Annotated in this window: 19 protein-coding genes; 4 read left to right on the top strand and 15 right to left on the bottom strand. The window is 46.0% G+C overall.

Going from position 1 to position 16,953, the window contains the following annotated elements; genetic code table 11:
* Positions 1–16 precede the first annotated feature (16 nt).
* The 8 genes from FHS17_RS14230 to FHS17_RS14195 form a co-directional block, all read right to left on the bottom strand.
* Positions 17–313 carry a hypothetical protein gene (locus tag FHS17_RS14230; protein ID WP_167279080.1) on the bottom strand — a complete coding sequence of 99 codons (297 nt, stop codon included), beginning with the start codon at positions 311–313 and terminating at the stop codon, positions 17–19.
* A gap of 217 nt (positions 314–530) precedes the next feature.
* On the bottom strand, positions 531–1,211 hold the full coding sequence (locus FHS17_RS14225; protein WP_167279079.1) for an SdpI family protein: 681 nt from the start codon (positions 1,209–1,211) through the stop codon (positions 531–533).
* A 3-nt stretch (positions 1,212–1,214) separates the two neighbouring features.
* Positions 1,215–1,481 carry an autorepressor SdpR family transcription factor gene (locus FHS17_RS14220; RefSeq protein WP_167279078.1) on the bottom strand — a complete coding sequence of 89 codons (267 nt, stop codon included), beginning with the start codon at positions 1,479–1,481 and terminating at the stop codon, positions 1,215–1,217.
* Between the two features lie 182 nt (positions 1,482–1,663).
* Complete coding sequence (locus FHS17_RS14215) at positions 1,664–5,758, bottom strand: discoidin domain-containing protein (RefSeq protein ID WP_167279077.1); 4,095 nt, start codon at positions 5,756–5,758, stop codon at positions 1,664–1,666.
* A gap of 320 nt (positions 5,759–6,078) precedes the next feature.
* Entirely contained in the window at positions 6,079–6,402 is a 324-nt protein-coding gene (locus FHS17_RS14210) for a lipid-A-disaccharide synthase N-terminal domain-containing protein (protein WP_208420382.1), read from the bottom strand.
* A gap of 2 nt (positions 6,403–6,404) precedes the next feature.
* The gene (locus tag FHS17_RS14205) at positions 6,405–7,112 is read right to left on the bottom strand and encodes a glycosyltransferase family 2 protein (protein WP_167279076.1); all 708 of its coding nucleotides are present in this window, start codon (positions 7,110–7,112) and stop codon (positions 6,405–6,407) included.
* Positions 7,105–8,142 carry a GDP-mannose 4,6-dehydratase gene (locus FHS17_RS14200; RefSeq protein ID WP_167279075.1) on the bottom strand — a complete coding sequence of 346 codons (1,038 nt, stop codon included), beginning with the start codon at positions 8,140–8,142 and terminating at the stop codon, positions 7,105–7,107. Before FHS17_RS14200 ends, FHS17_RS14205 begins: the two co-directional genes overlap by 8 nt.
* Entirely contained in the window at positions 8,139–9,497 is a 1,359-nt protein-coding gene (locus FHS17_RS14195; protein ID WP_167279074.1) for a UDP-glucose dehydrogenase family protein, read from the bottom strand. The genes FHS17_RS14200 and FHS17_RS14195 overlap by 4 nt, the downstream gene beginning before the upstream one ends.
* 118 nt (positions 9,498–9,615) lie before the next feature.
* On the opposite strand from FHS17_RS14195, the gene FHS17_RS14190 reads away from it, so the two are divergent.
* The gene (locus FHS17_RS14190; protein ID WP_167279073.1) at positions 9,616–10,065 is read left to right on the top strand and encodes a MarR family winged helix-turn-helix transcriptional regulator; all 450 of its coding nucleotides are present in this window, start codon (positions 9,616–9,618) and stop codon (positions 10,063–10,065) included.
* 70 nt (positions 10,066–10,135) lie between these two features.
* Here the strand turns inward: FHS17_RS14190 and FHS17_RS14185 are convergent, their stop codons facing one another.
* From FHS17_RS14185 to FHS17_RS14175, 3 genes are read right to left on the bottom strand one after another with little or no spacing between them, the layout of a single operon-like run.
* The gene (locus tag FHS17_RS14185; RefSeq protein WP_167279072.1) at positions 10,136–10,582 is read right to left on the bottom strand and encodes an NUDIX domain-containing protein; all 447 of its coding nucleotides are present in this window, start codon (positions 10,580–10,582) and stop codon (positions 10,136–10,138) included.
* Between the two features lie 6 nt (positions 10,583–10,588).
* Positions 10,589–11,179 (bottom strand): histidine phosphatase family protein, encoded by a 591-nt coding sequence (locus FHS17_RS14180; protein WP_243865356.1) that lies wholly within the window; start codon positions 11,177–11,179, stop codon positions 10,589–10,591.
* Positions 11,163–11,732, bottom strand: a complete 570-nt coding sequence (locus FHS17_RS14175) for a nucleotidyltransferase family protein (protein WP_167279071.1) — start codon at positions 11,730–11,732, stop codon at positions 11,163–11,165. The genes FHS17_RS14180 and FHS17_RS14175 overlap by 17 nt, the downstream gene beginning before the upstream one ends.
* Positions 11,733–11,878: 146 nt before the next feature.
* Between FHS17_RS14175 and FHS17_RS14170 the strand changes: the two genes are divergently transcribed.
* Entirely contained in the window at positions 11,879–12,382 is a 504-nt protein-coding gene (locus FHS17_RS14170; protein ID WP_167279070.1) for a Crp/Fnr family transcriptional regulator, read from the top strand.
* A gap of 11 nt (positions 12,383–12,393) precedes the next feature.
* Here FHS17_RS14170 and hmpA read toward each other — a convergent pair whose 3' ends face one another.
* From hmpA to FHS17_RS14155, 3 genes are all read right to left on the bottom strand, one after another.
* Positions 12,394–13,638 carry an NO-inducible flavohemoprotein gene (gene hmpA, locus FHS17_RS14165; RefSeq protein ID WP_167279069.1) on the bottom strand — a complete coding sequence of 415 codons (1,245 nt, stop codon included), beginning with the start codon at positions 13,636–13,638 and terminating at the stop codon, positions 12,394–12,396.
* Between the two features lie 112 nt (positions 13,639–13,750).
* Positions 13,751–14,278, bottom strand: a complete 528-nt coding sequence (locus FHS17_RS14160) for a hypothetical protein (RefSeq protein WP_167279068.1) — start codon at positions 14,276–14,278, stop codon at positions 13,751–13,753.
* Positions 14,279–14,363: 85 nt separating this feature from the next.
* Entirely contained in the window at positions 14,364–14,807 is a 444-nt protein-coding gene (locus FHS17_RS14155; protein ID WP_167279067.1) for a GNAT family N-acetyltransferase, read from the bottom strand.
* Between the two features lie 109 nt (positions 14,808–14,916).
* Between FHS17_RS14155 and FHS17_RS14150 the strand changes: the two genes are divergently transcribed.
* Entirely contained in the window at positions 14,917–15,513 is a 597-nt protein-coding gene (locus tag FHS17_RS14150) for a YdeI/OmpD-associated family protein (RefSeq protein WP_243865355.1), read from the top strand.
* A 67-nt stretch (positions 15,514–15,580) separates the two neighbouring features.
* The gene (locus FHS17_RS14145; RefSeq protein WP_167279066.1) at positions 15,581–16,375 is read left to right on the top strand and encodes a Nif3-like dinuclear metal center hexameric protein; all 795 of its coding nucleotides are present in this window, start codon (positions 15,581–15,583) and stop codon (positions 16,373–16,375) included.
* A 90-nt stretch (positions 16,376–16,465) separates the two neighbouring features.
* On the opposite strand, the gene FHS17_RS14140 is transcribed toward FHS17_RS14145, so the two are convergent.
* Positions 16,466–16,888, bottom strand: coding sequence for a universal stress protein (locus tag FHS17_RS14140; RefSeq protein WP_167279065.1), 423 nt, complete (start codon positions 16,886–16,888; stop codon positions 16,466–16,468).
* Positions 16,889–16,953: the final 65 nt, after the last annotated feature.

The raw sequence follows: 16,953 nt of genomic DNA, 5'->3' as shown, positions 1-16,953 counted from the left end.
AGGTGATGGGTTTTTCTTAGAACAAGTATCGATAGATAAGAAAAAAAATAAAGAATGAACTTCCAAGCATTCGGTAAATCGCTGTTGATTTATTCTGCGCAAGTGTATCAATCATGAGCAGAATAAAGCAAATGCTGGACAGTACCCAACCAACAGCAGTAGCTTGACCGTTGGTAATAATGTCGTTATCGTGGCAAAACGCAAGCCCAAACATTCCAATAACAATAAAGGCGACGGCAGCGAAGACCAATTTCTTCGTTTTTTGCGGATCAAGTCCCTTTACTAACGGCCTGGATTCTTTCTTAATACTCAATTTAAATCTCTCCCCCAATGCTTTAAAATACATATCTATATTTTTAAAGAAAAAAATGGATAATCAAATAGGTATTAGTAATTAAATGTATACACACAAGGTACTATGCGGATATAGAAAGCTTTCGTAGTGCTCTACATATTTGTGGGTTCTTTAAAATACATAAAAGTGGCGTAGGGATTCATGCTCCCTACGCCACTTTTATGTGTAGACCTTGTTACTGTGTCTTTTTCCCACGGGTATATAAAAGATAGGAATAAATATATGGTATCCCTGCACTTATCAGAACGCCAAGAGCAAGAACAATTAAAAGCCATTTAGCTGGAAACAGGCATGCACCAAGGAGCATCAGAATCCCCGCAACAACCCATAACCGGGCACTTATTCGGTGCGTGCTTCGCCAATTATTCTCGTCGGCGATTGCCCAAGGTGTCTTAATTCCTACAAAGAAGTTGCTGCGGATCTGTCCCATTCGATTACCGATGACCATCCACATTACACCAAGTCCACCAATCACGATATTAATAAAAGGCAGATCATAATCGAGATTTTGCAGCATCATAAGCACAAAAGCACCATGGATAAACAAACTTATGGTCCAGCGAATGAGCATGTAATAACCGCTGAACTTTGCATAATTCTGACGACGCGGATCAATATTTTTTACCACCGATAGAAAGACTGGCAGAGCAATGCCGATACCTGCGTATACGAGCCACATATTCGATTTGGACATCGAACCGTCCTGCTCGCCATTAATGTTGTAATGACTTCCCACTATATCGGGAAGCTGATGATTAAACAAAAGAAATACAATGCCAAAGATAACGGCATTAACAACAAGCAAAATCCAATCTTGCTTCGACCATCGTGAAATTTGATTCGTTTTTTCATTCATGGTTCATTCCCCTTTCTTCCCAAGCATCCCGAGAAACCAGCCCATCGCTTCCTGCACGACGGTCATATTCAGCGAGTATACCCGGTTCTGCCCTTGTCGTTCTTCACTAACTAGCTTCGCTTGCTTGAGCAAATTCAAATGATGAGAAATGCTCGGCTTGGAAATATTAAATTGATCGGCGATTTGCCCGGCGGATAAATCCTGTTCCTTCAGCATCTGGAGGATCTGACGACGAGTTGGGTCGGACAACGCCTTGAAAGCATCATTCAAATGGCTCACCTTCTTATAAATCTTTCTATTCGATATTTAGATAATAATCTAAATATCGAATTAAAGCAAGCAGTATAAGTACCCACTTTATGTATTTTCTCCTCAGGCTAACTATCCCATTCCATAAAGAAAGCCCTGAGGCCAATGGCCACAAGGCTTCACATTCAAGAAATTATAAAGAATTAATACCCATACACATCAAAACTCCAGAGCGAGTAACCCCATTGCGTCCCGCGTTCTGTGCCAAGCATACGGACATAACGGCCGTTGCCATCCACATTCTGATCCAGGTCACTGCCTGTACCCGTTGTTGTGCTGTACAGATCGGTCCAGCTATTGCCGTCAGTTGAGATTTGCAGCTTGAACGACTTCGCATAAGCAGGCTCCCACTTCAGCTTAATATTCGTTACCGTGCGATTCTGCCCAAGATCAACCGTAATCCATTGGGGGTCCACACCTGTTACCGAACCCCAGCGTGTGCCTGGGTCGTTATCAAATGCCGAAGCTGCAACGAATGGATCCTGGTAAGATGATGCGGTTGCTGTCTTCCCTACGGACAAAAGCGAAGAGTTCGACGTTGCTGCCGTATGGCCATATACCTCAACTTCATAAAGCGAATAGCCGTAAATCGTGCCACGCTCGGTCATATTGATTCGGACATAACGTCCTGTTCCTGTCACGTTAAAATCATCGGTTCCACCGTCGCCGGTTGTTGTCGTGTAAATATCGGACCAATTCGAGCCGTCAGCAGACACTTGTACTTTATACGATTTGCCGTACGCTGTCTCCCAGTTCAGCTTCACACGGCTCAGTTGCTGCGAGGAACCGAGATCAATGGTAAGAGTTTGCGGATCGGCGCTTGTTACAGAAGCCCAGCGCGTTTCAGCATTACCGTCTACTGCATTTGCACCGGCAAATGGTGTTTCTGTCGTTGATACCGTTACCGTCTTGTTAAGGGCTACGTTCGTGTCTGTGCCATTGTTGCCGCCATTGCCGTTCTCGCCACCGTTGTCTCCGCCACCGCTTCCAACTGGAGCCCAGTTATCACCGGCATTCGAATTCACCATCGGATTAACCGTTACGAGCGATTTCGCAGCTACAATTGCAGTTCCTGTTGTTCCAGCAGCGTTCTTGAACGTTACCGTTACAGGACTCGCCGTCGGATTCCATACCTGCGCTGTATAAGTGGTTCCTTTCTTATACACCGTTGCGCTTGTCCAGCCTGTTGCCCAGACGTCTTTCGTACGGGAACCAAGTGTTGCCATGTTATGAACAAACCAGTACGTGTTGAAAATCTCATTTTTCTGCATACTTGTCGTGCTCCATTTGTTAATGACCGCTTGCGGATCACTTAACGCCTGGATCGGCCACACGATATGATACCAGTCTGTCTCCTGACCGCCGTTATCGGCGACAAATCCGTTGTACAGACCAGCCGCTTTGCCCTGTGGAAGACTGTAGCTTGTCAGATACTCAGCCGTTGGAAGCCAGTGGATACCGTATACATAAACCGGATCTCCGTTGAAGAAAGTGCCGAAGAAGTTAGAGGCACCATACACTTGTCCAACCGTTTTGTGCGTATATTGCGGAAGCCAGTTGTCTCCGTCGTAGTTGAACCAATATTGCATAACGGCATTTAACTCTGTCGTAAAGCCATAAATGGCCGCATTGCGGAACGCCGTATCTCCATTGGTCAAACCCCACAAGTATTGGCCTACCCAGCCAAACAGTGATTCGCCTGCCGCTTCCTGGTTGTTGCCGTTGTCATTATCCGCATAGCCGCCTGCCCATGAATGTCCTTCATACGGGTCAAAGCTGCGGAAGAACGGGAACATGGAATCGGTACGTGATGGGTTCGCGTAATCACGAACCAGATGGTCAATCATTGGTCCGTATTGCGTTTTGAATTCATCATCGAACGTAGCAAGTACAGCGGAAGCAAAGACATAGTAGCCATACGTAAAGTGATGGTCCGTAATGCCGTTGTTGGCGCCAAACTCACTGGATTTGTAATACGTTGTACCCCAATCCGAGTTGTAGTACAGGAAGTAGTCCGGTTCACCATTCGTGTACGTATACCAGTCTGTCAGAATGGACTTGATCCGCGACAGGAATTTATCCCGATAAGCCGTCTCACCAAGCTCATTAGCGGCAAGTACGCCCATAGCAAGCGGATGAAGCTTCTTGCCTTGCCAGTAAGCATCGGCAGCCATTAAGTTGCTTGTTGTTTCCTCATCCAGCGCTTTCAGATAAGAAACCATAAGTGACTTGTCATAAGCCGAATCGGTTGGCTGTGTGAACTGCGGTACGATACCGTAGAAACGGTCCACCGTTGTAAATGTATTGCCTTCGCGCACTTTCAACGTCCCGCGGACCGAAGGATAAGTCAGCGTTGTAAGTGGTGTCGAAGACACTTTCCATTGATGCGGAAGCAGCGTTGTCAGGGCTTGATTTGAGAAGCCTGTACGCTTAAGCGCAGTCGTCAACGTGTAATCTGTTGTGACCTGCGAAGTTGATTCGTTGTAGTTGTAGTTCACTTTCGTATCCGTTACGTAGGCATAGGCATGCTGGTAGAAGTAGTTCAGGTTCGAAGCTGTTGGCATTGCACCAATCGACAGGTAATTCCCGCCGCTGCCAAGCTGGATTTTTACCTTAGCTCCAACCTTCTTAAACACTGTTCCGGCAGGAGCGAAAATCCCATAGTATCGGGTAAAGGATGCACCGCTGCCATCCGTATTCGTAAGCTTAACCCCAATGTGGTCAGCCGTCAGTGTTGCGCCTTCTGTTGTCAGAACGGAATTGCCGTTATCATCGAATAATTGTGTGATAAGCGAAGAATAGATCTCTACCGAGTTTGGATCAGCAAATGTGTTATACACGTAAGGTGAGCCTTTGACAAAAGTAGATTTCATCTTGTCTGTTGCGTCATCACTTACAACAGCGTCTACCGACCAGTCTCCATATCCGGTGACGCGAGTTTGAATCTTCGAAGTATTAATGCTATTCGACATAACGTAGAGATCCGGGTTGCCATCTGCATTAACCGCTCTGCCGTCTGGAGACAGCCAGCCTGCTCCTGGATTCAAAATACCAAGACCTTGCTGGAAGTACTTCGATTTCAGCGGCAATGTCACCAGATAGTCGCCATATGGCTTGATCAGGAGGGATTGCCACCAGTCATTCGATGGGATTGGTGTCGTAATATTGGATGATTTGTTTGCCGGATATTTTGGCTGAGGCATATGCAAATCATTCGTCAAATAGCTGCCAGAGCCCGATTGTACAGCTGTTGGTGTTGGCAAAGCTGGAATCGTATACGTCGGCTGAGGCTGGCCCGCGATATAATCATAGACTTCAAGCTCAAGCAGCGAATAACCAAAGCTTGTTGCACGTCCGATACCGTTCATCCGAACATAACGTCCGTTTGTATATAGCGGGATTTCTTGCTTGCCTCCCGCCCAGTGGAGCTCACGGTAGACCGTTGTCCACTGCGAGCCGTTATTCGATACTTGAACATCATAAGCCCGTCCGGCTGCGGCTTCCCAATTCAGGACAACCCGGCCGATCTGATGGGCTGCACCAAGGTCCACATAAATCCATTCACTGTCTGTCGCATTGGACGACCAGCGAGTTGTTACATTACCGTCAACAGCATTGGAAGCAAGCGTTGAGCCTGGCGGCAAATAGGCGGAATTTTCAGTCGATGAAACCGTGACTGGTTTGTTCAGCGCAACGTTTGGACCGTAGTTAACCGGAGGCGCTGTCGAGCCGCCTGTACCGTATACTTCAAACTCCAGAATGGAATAACCATATGCGGCAAGAGCACGCTGCGTGCCATACATTCTTACATAACGTCCGCTGCCTGTAAGAGTCAAATCATCCACACCACCGTCTCCAGTCGTTGTGGAGTAGACGTCCGTCCATGTGGATTCGTCGCTTGATACTTGAACCTTATAAGCCGTTGCAAAAGCGCCTTCCCACTGAATCTTTACACGGTCAATCGCAGCATTTGCACCAAGATCAACGTACAGCCATTGCGGGTCAACGCCCCATTGGCTTCCCCAACGTGTCCCTGTTGTCCCGTCGACTGCTAGATTTGCTGCATTTCCGCCTTCTACCGAAGAGGCGTATGCGGTTTTGTTTTGCGATAATAAATAAGAGCCCGCGGCGTGTGCTTCGCGGATGAACAATGACGATACGAGTGAGACCAGCATGACAGCGCAAAGCGTCAGGACAAGCAGCTTGTTCGTCGTCGTTGTCCGATAAATGGTGTACATTCGTTGATTTCCTCCCTAGTTTAAATAATCATTTCATGGCTTGGGTTAATGTTGGAGTCAATCGCATGATTTGCCTCCTGTCAGCCCTCCTTTCCAAATCAACGATTACTGGCAACGCTTTCATCACCATGCACGGATTAGTATACTTCTAGGGCATAAAGGAAGAACATGCCAATAATTAGCGTTTTATGCCACGATCTCTTGAGCTTGTCCTTTTGTAATCGCATAGTCCTGGTCAAATAAAAATGCACCCCCGGAAAAATCCACCGGATTACCTAAATAGGTAAGCCGATGATCTTGTCCAGAGGTGCATCAAACGTTCATAGATCAACGGAATTGCTGTTCGAGGTTTGCAATCGTGCTTTACGATTGAGCATAATATTGCGGAAATAGATGAAGACGCTTGGCAGTTGACCAAGCAGGAATACCGGGTCCTTGCGATAAATCGCATAGATGGATAATACGGCGCTGCCTAGAATGCTATAGATCCAAAAAGACTGAGGAATGACGGTTTGTTTCGCTTTTTCGCTTGCCAGCCATTGGGTTATAAACCGCATCGTGAACATGATTTGCCCAATGAAACCAAAGATAATCCATCCCATGTTGCCAGCCGACACATTGCCTATTATCGAATGCCACCACATGATTAATGGCCTTTAATCTGATAGCGAATGACCCGTTTACGGAGCCAGCCAATGACGATTGCATCCATAAGTCCTACGAATGCCCGATTCAATACGCCATATTTGGAAACGCCATGCTGTCTTTCCTGGTGGGATACCGCAACCTCAATCACCTTAAAGCCGTTGATCTTCGCTAATGTCGGCAGGAAGCGATGCTGTCCCTCGTACAAATAGTAGCTGTCTGCCACTTCACGCTTCATCAGCTTCATCGGGCAGCCCGTATCATAAATTTGATCACCCGTCAGCCAGTTACGTACACCATTCCCGACACGTGAAGATACTTTCTTCACGACCGTGTCTCTTCGTCTAACGCGTTTGCCGTTTACGAAATCCATGTTCGGAATGTAAGGCATCAGCTTGAAAATATCACGTGGGTCGGTCTGCAAATCGGCATCTATTAGGGCAACAAGCTCCCCAGTAGAGCCTTTCAAGCCTGCATAAATGGCAGCGGTTTGACCGCAGTTTTTCTCGAAATGAATCACTCTCAAGTTAGGATCCTGCTCTGCCAATTCGTCCAGCAGAAGCGCGCTGCGATCCTTGCTGCCATCGTTAATCAGCACAATTTCATAGCTTTCAACTTTATCCTTCACTGCATTCGTAATGGCCTCATGCAGCAGCTTAATATTCTCTTCTTCGTTATAAATTGGCGCAACGACCGATAATTTAACCATTTGAATTCCCCCTATACCATCTAACAAACTTGTGTAATCCTTCGGCAAAATCGGTCTGTGGTTGATAGTTGAACAACTGATTCGCCTTGGATACGTCTGCGTAGGTTTGCTCCACATCTCCCGGCTGGTTAGGCAATGTACGAATAAGAGCTTTTTTGCCAAACTCCTGTTCCAAGCTTGTAATTAAATCTCGGAGCGTAATGGTTCGGTTCGTGCCCAAATTCACAACTTCATAGACGCTGGTGTTCTGTTCAACATACGATAATGCGCCAAGAATACCGGCAATAATATCACCGACATACGTGTAGTCCCGTCTCGAGGAACCATCCCCGTACATCGTAAGTTCTTCACCACGATCAAGCAATTTGGCGAATTTGTGGATCGCTAGATCCGGCCGCTGCCGCTCTCCATAGACAGTGAAGAAACGAAGCATAATCGTATCGACTTGATGCAGATGGTGGTAAGTATGTCCCAGCACCTCACAAGACTTCTTCGTTGCTGCATAAGGTGAAATACTGTAATCTACCACGTCTTCCTCGGAAAAAGGCACCTTCTTGTTATTCCCATACACCGAAGAAGAAGAAGCGCACAGCCATTTGCGAACGCCATGCTTACGCATCGCCTCCATCACATGCAGAGTGCCCTTCACATTCACTTCCTCATATAACAGTGGATCCTCAATAGAAGGCCGAACCCCAGCCATTGCTGCAAGATGAATGACCGCATCAATCTTCTCGCTTGCAAATACCGCATCCAGCTCGTCCATATGACGTATATCCGTGATCACCAGACTGTAATGATCCGATTCCACCATGGCTTGAAGCTTGGCCAAATCCTCCGCTTTATCTCCCGAATATGAATATGGAAAACTTGATCCTGTACTACTCAGGATATTCCTGATTTTCGTTTTATAGTCGTATACGTCATGGAAATTATCGATATTAATGATACGATGGCCTTGGCTGAGCAATTGCTCGCAAAGATGAGAGCCGATAAAACCCGCTCCCCCGGTTACGCAGTAGGTTTTCATTGTGCCTCCTGCAATGGATACCCGTATTCGCTTGAACCAACTGGGTAGTATTGAAACCATTGACGCACAACTGAATCCTCAGTGAACATATTCCGCATATCAAAAAAGACATTGCCGCGCATCGTTCTTACAATCTTCTCCCAGCTGCTCGTACGGAACTGCTCCCATTCCGTCATGAGCACAATAGCATCTGCTTTCTGTGCGCATTCCGCTTCACTATCGCAATATTGAATGCGGCTGCTGAGCTCCGTCCATTGCTGCTTCGCTAATCTCATCCCCTGCGGGCAATAGACCTTAACGGAAGCTCCTCTGCTGAGCAGTTCTTGGATAATCTCATAGCTTGGCGCATAACGGATATCATCCGTATCCGGCTTAAAGGCAAGCCCCCATATCGCAATGGTTCTTCCTTTCAAGGTTCCATCAAATGAGAGTACCTCTTCGATCTTTGAGACCATCTTCGCCTTCTGCTTGTCATTTGCGGCAATCGCCGCACGCACTACGTAAAGCTCCTCGCCGTTCTTCCTGCCGACATCCACGATCGCTTGTGTATCTTTCGGGAAGCAGCTGCCTCCATAACCGGGGCCTGCCTGCAGGAAATGCGGCGAGATGCGGTCATCCATACCCATGCCTGTCGCAATATCTTGTATTCTTGCGCCAACCTTCTCGGACAAAAGAGCTAATTCATTGATGAACGAAATTTTCACCGCTAAGAAGGAATTGGACGCGTATTTAATCATCTCGGAGCTTTCCCAGTTCGTGAATAGAAACGGGACATCCTGCTCAAGATGAGTAGCGTAGACTGTCTTCAACAGCTCCTTCGCTTCTTCACTTTCCGTTCCAATAACAACACGGGATGGCGCTAACGAATCGCTGACTGCCTTGCCCTGTCTTAAAAATTCCGGATTGGAAGCCACATCAACCCGGTAGGAAGTACCTCTAAGACTACCGTCGAGATATAAAGCAATACTTCTGCTAGTTCCAACCGGCATCGTCGATTTGCTGACGATTACTTTATAGCCGTTTATATATTTACCGATCTGCTGCACAACTTCCCAGACATAAGAAAGATCCGCACTGCCGTCTTCTTTTGCAGGCGTTCCAACAGCTATAAATAGGACATCACTGGATTGAACGACTTGCTGCGCGCTTGTGGTGAAGGATAAAGTCCCCTTTTCCAAGCCCTCATGCAGAAGCTCTTCAAGCCCTGGCTCGTAGATCGGTGAAATGCCTTGGTTTAGACGCTCGATCTTGTGCTCATCTACGTCCATGCAGGTAACTCGGAACCCATAACTGGAAAGTACAGCGCCATGAACAAGTCCAACGTACCCTGTACCCATTACTCCTACGTTAACCATCGTTTCACCCCATTATTTTGGTGATAAATATTTAGTTTACCAACTTAACTATAATAATAATGAGAATTATGATATATTTCAAGTATTAACAATTAACAAGTGAGGAATAGGAGCAGGTATGGACAAAGACAACCAACAAGAGATCATACAACAACTGAAAAGTTCTTTTACCCGCTTCGCCAAAGCGGAGTGGAGACAAAAATCGGTAAGAGGACTAAACCGGAGTGAGCTGCGTCTATTGTTTTGTATCATGGCGAATACCGATGAGGGCAATCCCAAAATCAAAGTGTCCGAAATTAGCAAAAGACTGCTTGTCACAACACCAACCGTCACCCAGCTTATTAAGAAGCTGATCGCAGATGGGCTTGTCGAACGAACGGTAGATCCTGATGACCGGCGAGCCGTAGGAATCGAATTAACTCCTAAAGGTGAGGAAATTGCTAAAGAAGCAGACGAGTTGTTTAACCAGCATCTTGGTGGACTCATTGAGCATTTGGGCGAGGAGCAAAGCCGAATTCTTGCTGAGTTATTGTCGAAAGCTTATAACTACTATAATGAACGAGATTAGAATGAAAAGAGAGGGACATCCCTCTCTTAGTTACATATTATTAAGATTTTTGATAGAGTATGACTTCGATTTACAAACCAATCATACTCTTCAACCCTTTGTAGCTTCCGGCTTCAGGAAACCTGTCTTGGACAAGCTGCTTAAAGGTTTCGGAGAAGCCGTATTCAGTGAGTTCAGAGATCGGAACAAATGCTACATCGTTAATCGGATTCTGGTCAAATTCATTCGACGGAAGACGCAGCTCCCCACCCACTCTATCGAGTAAAAAAGTTATGTGCAGTAATGATGGCGAAGCATCGGGTTTATCACAAAGATAAAGCAGCTTAATGATTCGAGTCGTTAATCCCGTCTCTTCTTCAAGCTCCCGGACAATGGCTTCTTCCAGTGTCTCTCCTTGCTCTACGCGCCCACCAGGCAAAGACCATGAACGGTTGTCAGATACTTTTTGCTTCACTAATAATATGCGTTCCTCTTCTATTAAGATTCCCGTCACTCTGACTTGCAGCAGATTACTCACCTATCGTCACTCTCCTCTATCAGATGACTTCCAAATCCGTTCTACATGATGAAGTGCGAACCCATTAAAGCTGAGCTTATAAATATCCGGCATGTTCAGCTGTTTCCAAAATTCGAAACCATATTTACTATTAAGAGCGTTCATGATTAACACCATGATGTTGCCATGTGTACCGATAGCAATCTTATGACCTTGATGTTCCTGTAAAATCTTCTCGAGAGCTTGTACACCTCTTTGCTGCGCAGCAAGGTTCGATTCACCGCCCGGCCAAGAGAAGGATTCTTCTTCCCATACTTTTGTAATGGCATGATTGAAGTCCTCTAGGTGCTCATCGGATAATAACCGTTCTCTAAATCCTTCTTCAATATGTATCGCTAGACCGTTACGAACCGCTAAAGGTTCTACCGTCTGGACCGCTCGTTTATACGGACTGGAGATAATCGTTGTGATCTGTTTATCCTTCAAAAGATCCGCAGCTTGTAGCGCTGCCTCTTCACCTGATGAAGATAAAGGACGGTTAAGTTCATCAGCTGAATAAATGGAATGTGCATGCCTTACGAGGTAAATCTGCGTCTCCAGGTTATCGAATGATTTCAACCTTCCACCACCTGCTCTTCCAGTTTTTCTTCACAAGACGGTCCTCGTAGCGTTTCATCAATTCCGGTGATTCTGCAAAATGAGGTGTTGGACGGACAGCATAATGCAGCAAATCTTCGATCCCCCAAGGTGCAGATAAAACAACCTTGTTCTGTTCATCCAAGGTTAGACCTAGTGCGGTAACAATCTCCGGGAACTTGGACATCGCATCTACAGATGAAGAGTAAGGTGGAATATCGTTGATAAGATGCATTCGCGCCTCATTTTTCACCGACCAAGGGACAGCCGGCATCATGTTTCTTAATTGCTGTTCGTACTGCTTCTCCACGGCTTCATCCTGAACGGAAAGATCGTAGTAAATCAAATCAACATCCGCTAAAGAAGACCATTCCGTATAACCGTGCAGATAATCCCATACCTTCGACCTTACAAAGCCTGCACAAACCCACCAATCGGGCAGGTTAAGTGACTTTGCTGTATGTAAAACAGACATCATCCACTCATCCTCCATCACGAGCTGAATAATGTCCTGTTCCGTTTCCAGCTTTCGCATTATGCTCCTCCTTATCGAACATAGGTTCCTTATTAGGATACAATAACTGGAAGGCATTGCAACATCAAATTGCAAACTATCGTATAATGAAGACAAAAAAACGAAGCCTCGGTCATTCGGGCTTCGCTTGTATTTATGGAGGTTCAATGATTTTACATAAAGGCGAGACATTATTCCTGCAAGGGGAGTCAGGACCGCTGTTCCATCTGCGAAGCGGACTGCTCAAAATTGTACGTATGCACCCGGACGGCTCACAAATTCTCGTGAACATCATCGTTCCGGATGAAATCATTCCGCATCATTCCCTTATTAGTCCCAACCCTTATTTCGGTACCGCGACTGCCCTTGTGACCTGCGAAGTCGATATGATCCCTGCCGCTGCATGGTATCAAGAGCTGGAGCAGCATCCAGACAGATATCGCTCCATTGCCTTACAGCTGCAGGATAAGCTACGCATGATGCAGCAGCGGATCGACCAGTTGACCTCGATTGCACCCGCTGACAAGCTTCGAAAGCTGCAAGCCTGGTTTGATCATTACATCTCACCAGCCGTGCTGACCGATGTTCTGACTCAAGATGAGATCGGTCAGTTTATTGGCATGCGTCGAGAGACGATAAACCGGCTGCTGCGTGCCCAGAAAGAAGGCTGATTTGGTGAGTACTATTGCTGAGGCACAGCCGCTTGCTCTGAAGGTTGATCAAGGCTGCCGGACGGGCCAAAGAACTCATAATGAATCTGTTCTGCAGGAACATTCCACTCAAGAAGCAGTCGGTTAATATGAGCCATAAAAGGAACCGGTCCGCAGAAGTAGAAGACAGCGTCTTTATTCGGAATCACTTTTTGCAGCCAAGGCAAGTCAATGTACCCTTCCTTGTGGAATGCTCCAGTGTCCAGTACGGTTGGATTCGAATAGCACCAATGTGCTGCTGCTCCAGACGTCTGGCTTACCTTTTCCTCAACCTGTTGCTTCAGAGCATGGTACTCTCCGTTCTGAGCAGCATGGATAAAGGTAACCTGGCGATCCGTTTTGGTATCTACTAGCGTATTAAGCATACTGACCATTGGCGTTAAGCCTACTCCCCCGCTGATCAAGACGACTGGACGTATATCTTCTAGATCAAGTGTGAAATCTCCAGCAGGTGCTGACAACCAGAGCACCTCGCCTTCCTTCATCTGTTCATGCAGATACACCGAGACCACTCCGGCAGGCTTGCTTGGCAATGTATCTTCCCGTTTTACAGATATCCGGTAATAAGGTTTACCCGGCGCATCCGACAGACTGTATTGACGGATGTGGGTGTTTTTTTCGCCCGGAATATCCATCTTCACGCTGACATATTGCCCTGGCTTAAACGAGGCAATTGAACCTCCATCTTGCGGTACAAAATAGAAGGAAGTAATAACACTACTCTCCTGTACTTTGCGTTCCACCCGGAATGCCCGATAACCTGCCCAGCCTCCTTGCTGCTGCTCGGCTTCTTGGTACATCTCCGCTTCCACACTAATGAATACACTAGCGATTACGCCATACGCTTCTGCCCATGCATCAAGGATTTCGTCCGTTGCGGCATCACCAAGCACCTCTTTAATGGCTTGAAGCAGATTTTGCCCGACAATCGGGTATTGGTCTGCCGTAATGCCAAGACTGCGGTGTTTATGTGCGATCTGCTTTACAGCTGGAAGGATTGTCTCAAGCTTGTCTATATATTGGGCTGCAGCATAAACCGCATTCGCAAGTGCCGCCTGCTGTTTGCCTTGTCTTTGATTCGCATGATTAAATACATTCATAAGCTCGGGATGATTCGTAAACAATAATTGATAGAACCGTTTCGTAATCGCCACTCCGTGAACCTCGAGCACTGGTACTGTCGATTTTATAATGGAGATCGTTTTTTCACTTAGCATGAAGCTCTCCTCGCTTTCTTCAACCTGTTATGTTACAAGTATAGCGAATTGCGGTGCCTCCCTGGTGTGATTGTAATCACATCAAATAGCAACGATCTGTGAAGTTCGGCTGTTATTGGACTATAATATTGCTGTCCTTATCCAGTCCAATGACGTCCATTGGCGCGCTGGTTGGCTCATCATATAACGTGAACCAGAATGTTAATCCGCTGTCAGTTGTAATGATTTTTGCTGATTGTTCACTCGATCCATCCGGTTTTTTGGTGATAACCCGGGTAATATTAGGGTTTGTGATTACTCCGTAGAAGAAATATAAGGGGATGTCTTCTTTATTATTAGCACTCCAGGAAAGACCCTTCTCAGGATTGAGATTATTGTAATCCAGTGAAAGCACCATCCACTTATGAGTTTTGGGCTCATTCTTGATAAACCCCACATTCAGTCCCTCGCCATCACGATAAAAAACAAGAAATCCAGCTTGCACGACCTCAATATGTACTACTTCCTCATAATGAACATTTGCCTCAGCCATGCTATGCTTGATGTCGTCGATCAATAGAGTAGCTGCCGCTTCATTATTAGAGCAGCTATTCAGCAGAATGAAAGAGAAAACAAGGATTGTTACAATAATGACTCTCAATCTATAAACCTCCAGATACTATTGAGGATTAAAACTCATACTTTTCTCACCTTTTTAGGCTTTTCATGATCTGAAATGTTCCCAGTTAAGAAGGCTTCGCTACAAACCCGGTCTTAATCCCTTTCACAAAACCAGCCTTCTCATAAAAGGTAAGCGTTCCTTCCTGCTTCGAGCTCGTTAGGAGCATAACCTTGTAGCAATCATGCCCCCATGCAATGGCTAAAGCTTCATTTAGTACATCAGTTCCAAACCCCCTCCTGCGGAAGTCAGGGTGTGTAACTACATTTTCAATTAAACCGTAGGGTCTAGCTCCTCTTGTTAGGTTCGGAATAAGGATCAGGACACAAGCTGCCGCTATTCTTCCCTCTTCTTCCACAACCAGATAGTGCATGTTTCGATCCTGCTGAATTTGTTCCCATAGCTCCTGCACATCCGCTGCTTGAAGCGCTGGGTCATCTTGATTCAGATGCTGATATAAGTCCAGCAGCTCCTGCAGTTCACCTTTTTGCATGGCTCTAACATGGCTCATCTTTTATCCCCTCTTTTGTAATCTTATTTTATAGGAAAAGTTTGTAAACTCAAGATTTATTCCAACTATTAGCAAGTGCTATAATGTTATAGAAAAAGGCATAAAGGGGATGACCACACTGAGCAAAATAGAACTGCCTGTTCTCTTCTTCCCGGATCAATCGGCTTTCGAAGAGTGGCTTGCAAGCCATCATGATCAATCGCCCGGCATCTGGCTGCAGATTTCTAAAAAGAATGCGGCCCGTCCATCCGTTACTTACCATGAGGCTCTCGATGTTTCTTTATGCTACGGGTGGATCGACAGCCATAAAAAAACGTTCGACGAAGAAAGCTGGATTCAACGATTTTCTCCTAGAGGGCCGAAGAGTATATGGTCCAAGGTCAATAAAGATAAAGCCGAAGGCCTAATTGCTGCTGGCAAAATGCAGCCAAGCGGCTTCAAATCCATTGAAACAGCCAAACAAAATGGACTATGGGATAAAGCGTATGAATCGCAGTCTAATGCGACCATTCCAGAGGATTTCGCAATTGAGTTAGCACGAAATGAGAAAGCACAGCAGTTTTTTGATACATTGGACAAGCAGAATAGGTATGCCATTCTATTCCGAATTCATAACGTTAAGAAGCAAGAGACTCGGGTGAAAAAAATTCATCAATTCATTGAAATGCTCGAGAAGGGTGAAAAAATCTACCCAAGCAGCAAATAGACGCCCTTCGTCTGAAGGCGCCTTTTTATACCCCACAACCAGTTCTCAGAAGGAAAGGATCTCGTTTATGCCACTAACGATTCAGAACGTTATTGATGAATTGCGCTCATCGGTTCCTACGATTAACAACACTGTTGATATTCTAATGGCCGGGCAGCCAGATACAGAAGTGCGCGGCATTGCTGTTTCTTTTATGCCAACTCAGCAAGTCATAGAGGAAGCCATTACAAAGGGAGCTAATCTCCTCATTACTCATGAGCCTCTTTCCTATAGCCATCGTCATGATGACAAGCTTGTAGAGAATGACCAGGTTTTCTTGAAAAAGCAGCAGTTGCTTGAGGACAGTGGAATTGCGGTCTTCCGTTATCATGATTATTGCCATCAGAAGCAGCCCGATATCATCATGACTGGATTGCTTGAAGCACTAGAATGGGAGGCGAATCTAGTTGAAATGCTGTCAATTGCAGCTGTTCTCGAGTTTTCGTCTATGACGGTAAGTGATGTAGCTGCACATGTTAAACAAAAGCTGGGGATGCCTTTCCTGCGTATTACCGGCGACCTCTCCACTCCATGCAGCCGTGCAGGCATCTTGGTTGGTTATCGAGGAGGCGCCTCCACTGCAATTCCATTGATGCGCGAGCATAATCTTGATCTGCTTATCGTTGGCGAAGGGCCTGAATGGGAGACGCCGGAATATATCCGGGATGCAGCCCATCAAGGCGCTAACAAAGCTCTGCTCACCCTCGGTCACGCCGAGAGCGAAGAACCTGGTATGCGTGCTTTAAGCGAGGAACTGCGGCAAAAATATCCGGATGTACCTGTTTCGTTTATTCCCATCAAACCTATCTTCCAAATTGTTTAATGGGAATCCCTTAACGATACCGGACATCGTTAAGGGATTTATCCAATCAAAAAAAGCTGCCCTTGGGCAACTTTTTCTATAATCGATTATTTATTTTACAAGCAAGACTGGGCAATGGGAATGCTGAGATACGGCGTGACTGACACTGCCGAGCAGAATTTCGGACATGAGTCCGACACCACGACTGCCCATGACGATCAGGTCACATCCTCTTTCCTGCGCTGTCCGACAGATCAATATTGCTGGATCTCCATCCGCTCTTAGCAAATTATAGGTAACGCCTGAATCCTTCAGCTTATTAGCCGCCTCAGCGAGAACTGCATTCTCTTCATCATCCAGTGTTTGGCCTAAATCAAAATAGATAAAAGGCTCGCTTATCGCAACACGTCCCGTTACATGGAGAACGGACAACGAAATCTGAGAGCCAATCGCCTTTACTAATCGAATAGCTTGATCCAGTGCTTTATACGCCTGCTCCGATCCATCAACGGGAACTAGTAAATGATTATACATAACAAATGCCTCCTTCAAAATGCACTCTCTACCCTTTTGATACCCACTTCTGTACTGCTTCAAAC

Origin of the sequence: Paenibacillus lupini, from assembly GCF_011761355.1 — a bacterium.
Lineage (GTDB): Bacteria > Bacillota > Bacilli > Paenibacillales > Paenibacillaceae > Pristimantibacillus > Pristimantibacillus lupini.
Note: the sequence above shows the minus strand (reverse complement) of the source record. Positions and strands in the feature narration are given on the sequence as shown.

Coding starts and splice junctions, on each gene's coding strand:
- hmpA (WP_167279069.1), bottom strand. CDS start 13,638: ATGCTAAGTGAAAAAACGATCTCCATTATAAAATCGACAGTACCAGTG.
- FHS17_RS14170 (WP_167279070.1), top strand. CDS start 11,879: ATGATTTTACATAAAGGCGAGACATTATTCCTGCAAGGGGAGTCAGGA.
- FHS17_RS14195 (WP_167279074.1), bottom strand. CDS start 9,497: ATGGTTAACGTAGGAGTAATGGGTACAGGGTACGTTGGACTTGTTCAT.
- FHS17_RS14215 (WP_167279077.1), bottom strand. CDS start 5,758: ATGTACACCATTTATCGGACAACGACGACGAACAAGCTGCTTGTCCTG.
- FHS17_RS14205 (WP_167279076.1), bottom strand. CDS start 7,112: ATGGTTAAATTATCGGTCGTTGCGCCAATTTATAACGAAGAAGAGAAT.
- FHS17_RS14155 (WP_167279067.1), bottom strand. CDS start 14,807: ATGAGCCATGTTAGAGCCATGCAAAAAGGTGAACTGCAGGAGCTGCTG.
- FHS17_RS14175 (WP_167279071.1), bottom strand. CDS start 11,732: ATGCGAAAGCTGGAAACGGAACAGGACATTATTCAGCTCGTGATGGAG.
- FHS17_RS14200 (WP_167279075.1), bottom strand. CDS start 8,142: ATGAAAACCTACTGCGTAACCGGGGGAGCGGGTTTTATCGGCTCTCAT.
- FHS17_RS14140 (WP_167279065.1), bottom strand. CDS start 16,888: ATGTATAATCATTTACTAGTTCCCGTTGATGGATCGGAGCAGGCGTAT.
- FHS17_RS14190 (WP_167279073.1), top strand. CDS start 9,616: ATGGACAAAGACAACCAACAAGAGATCATACAACAACTGAAAAGTTCT.
- FHS17_RS14225 (WP_167279079.1), bottom strand. CDS start 1,211: ATGAATGAAAAAACGAATCAAATTTCACGATGGTCGAAGCAAGATTGG.
- FHS17_RS14145 (WP_167279066.1), top strand. CDS start 15,581: ATGCCACTAACGATTCAGAACGTTATTGATGAATTGCGCTCATCGGTT.
- FHS17_RS14150 (WP_243865355.1), top strand. CDS start 14,917: ATGACCACACTGAGCAAAATAGAACTGCCTGTTCTCTTCTTCCCGGAT.
- FHS17_RS14210 (WP_208420382.1), bottom strand. CDS start 6,402: ATGTGGTGGCATTCGATAATAGGCAATGTGTCGGCTGGCAACATGGGA.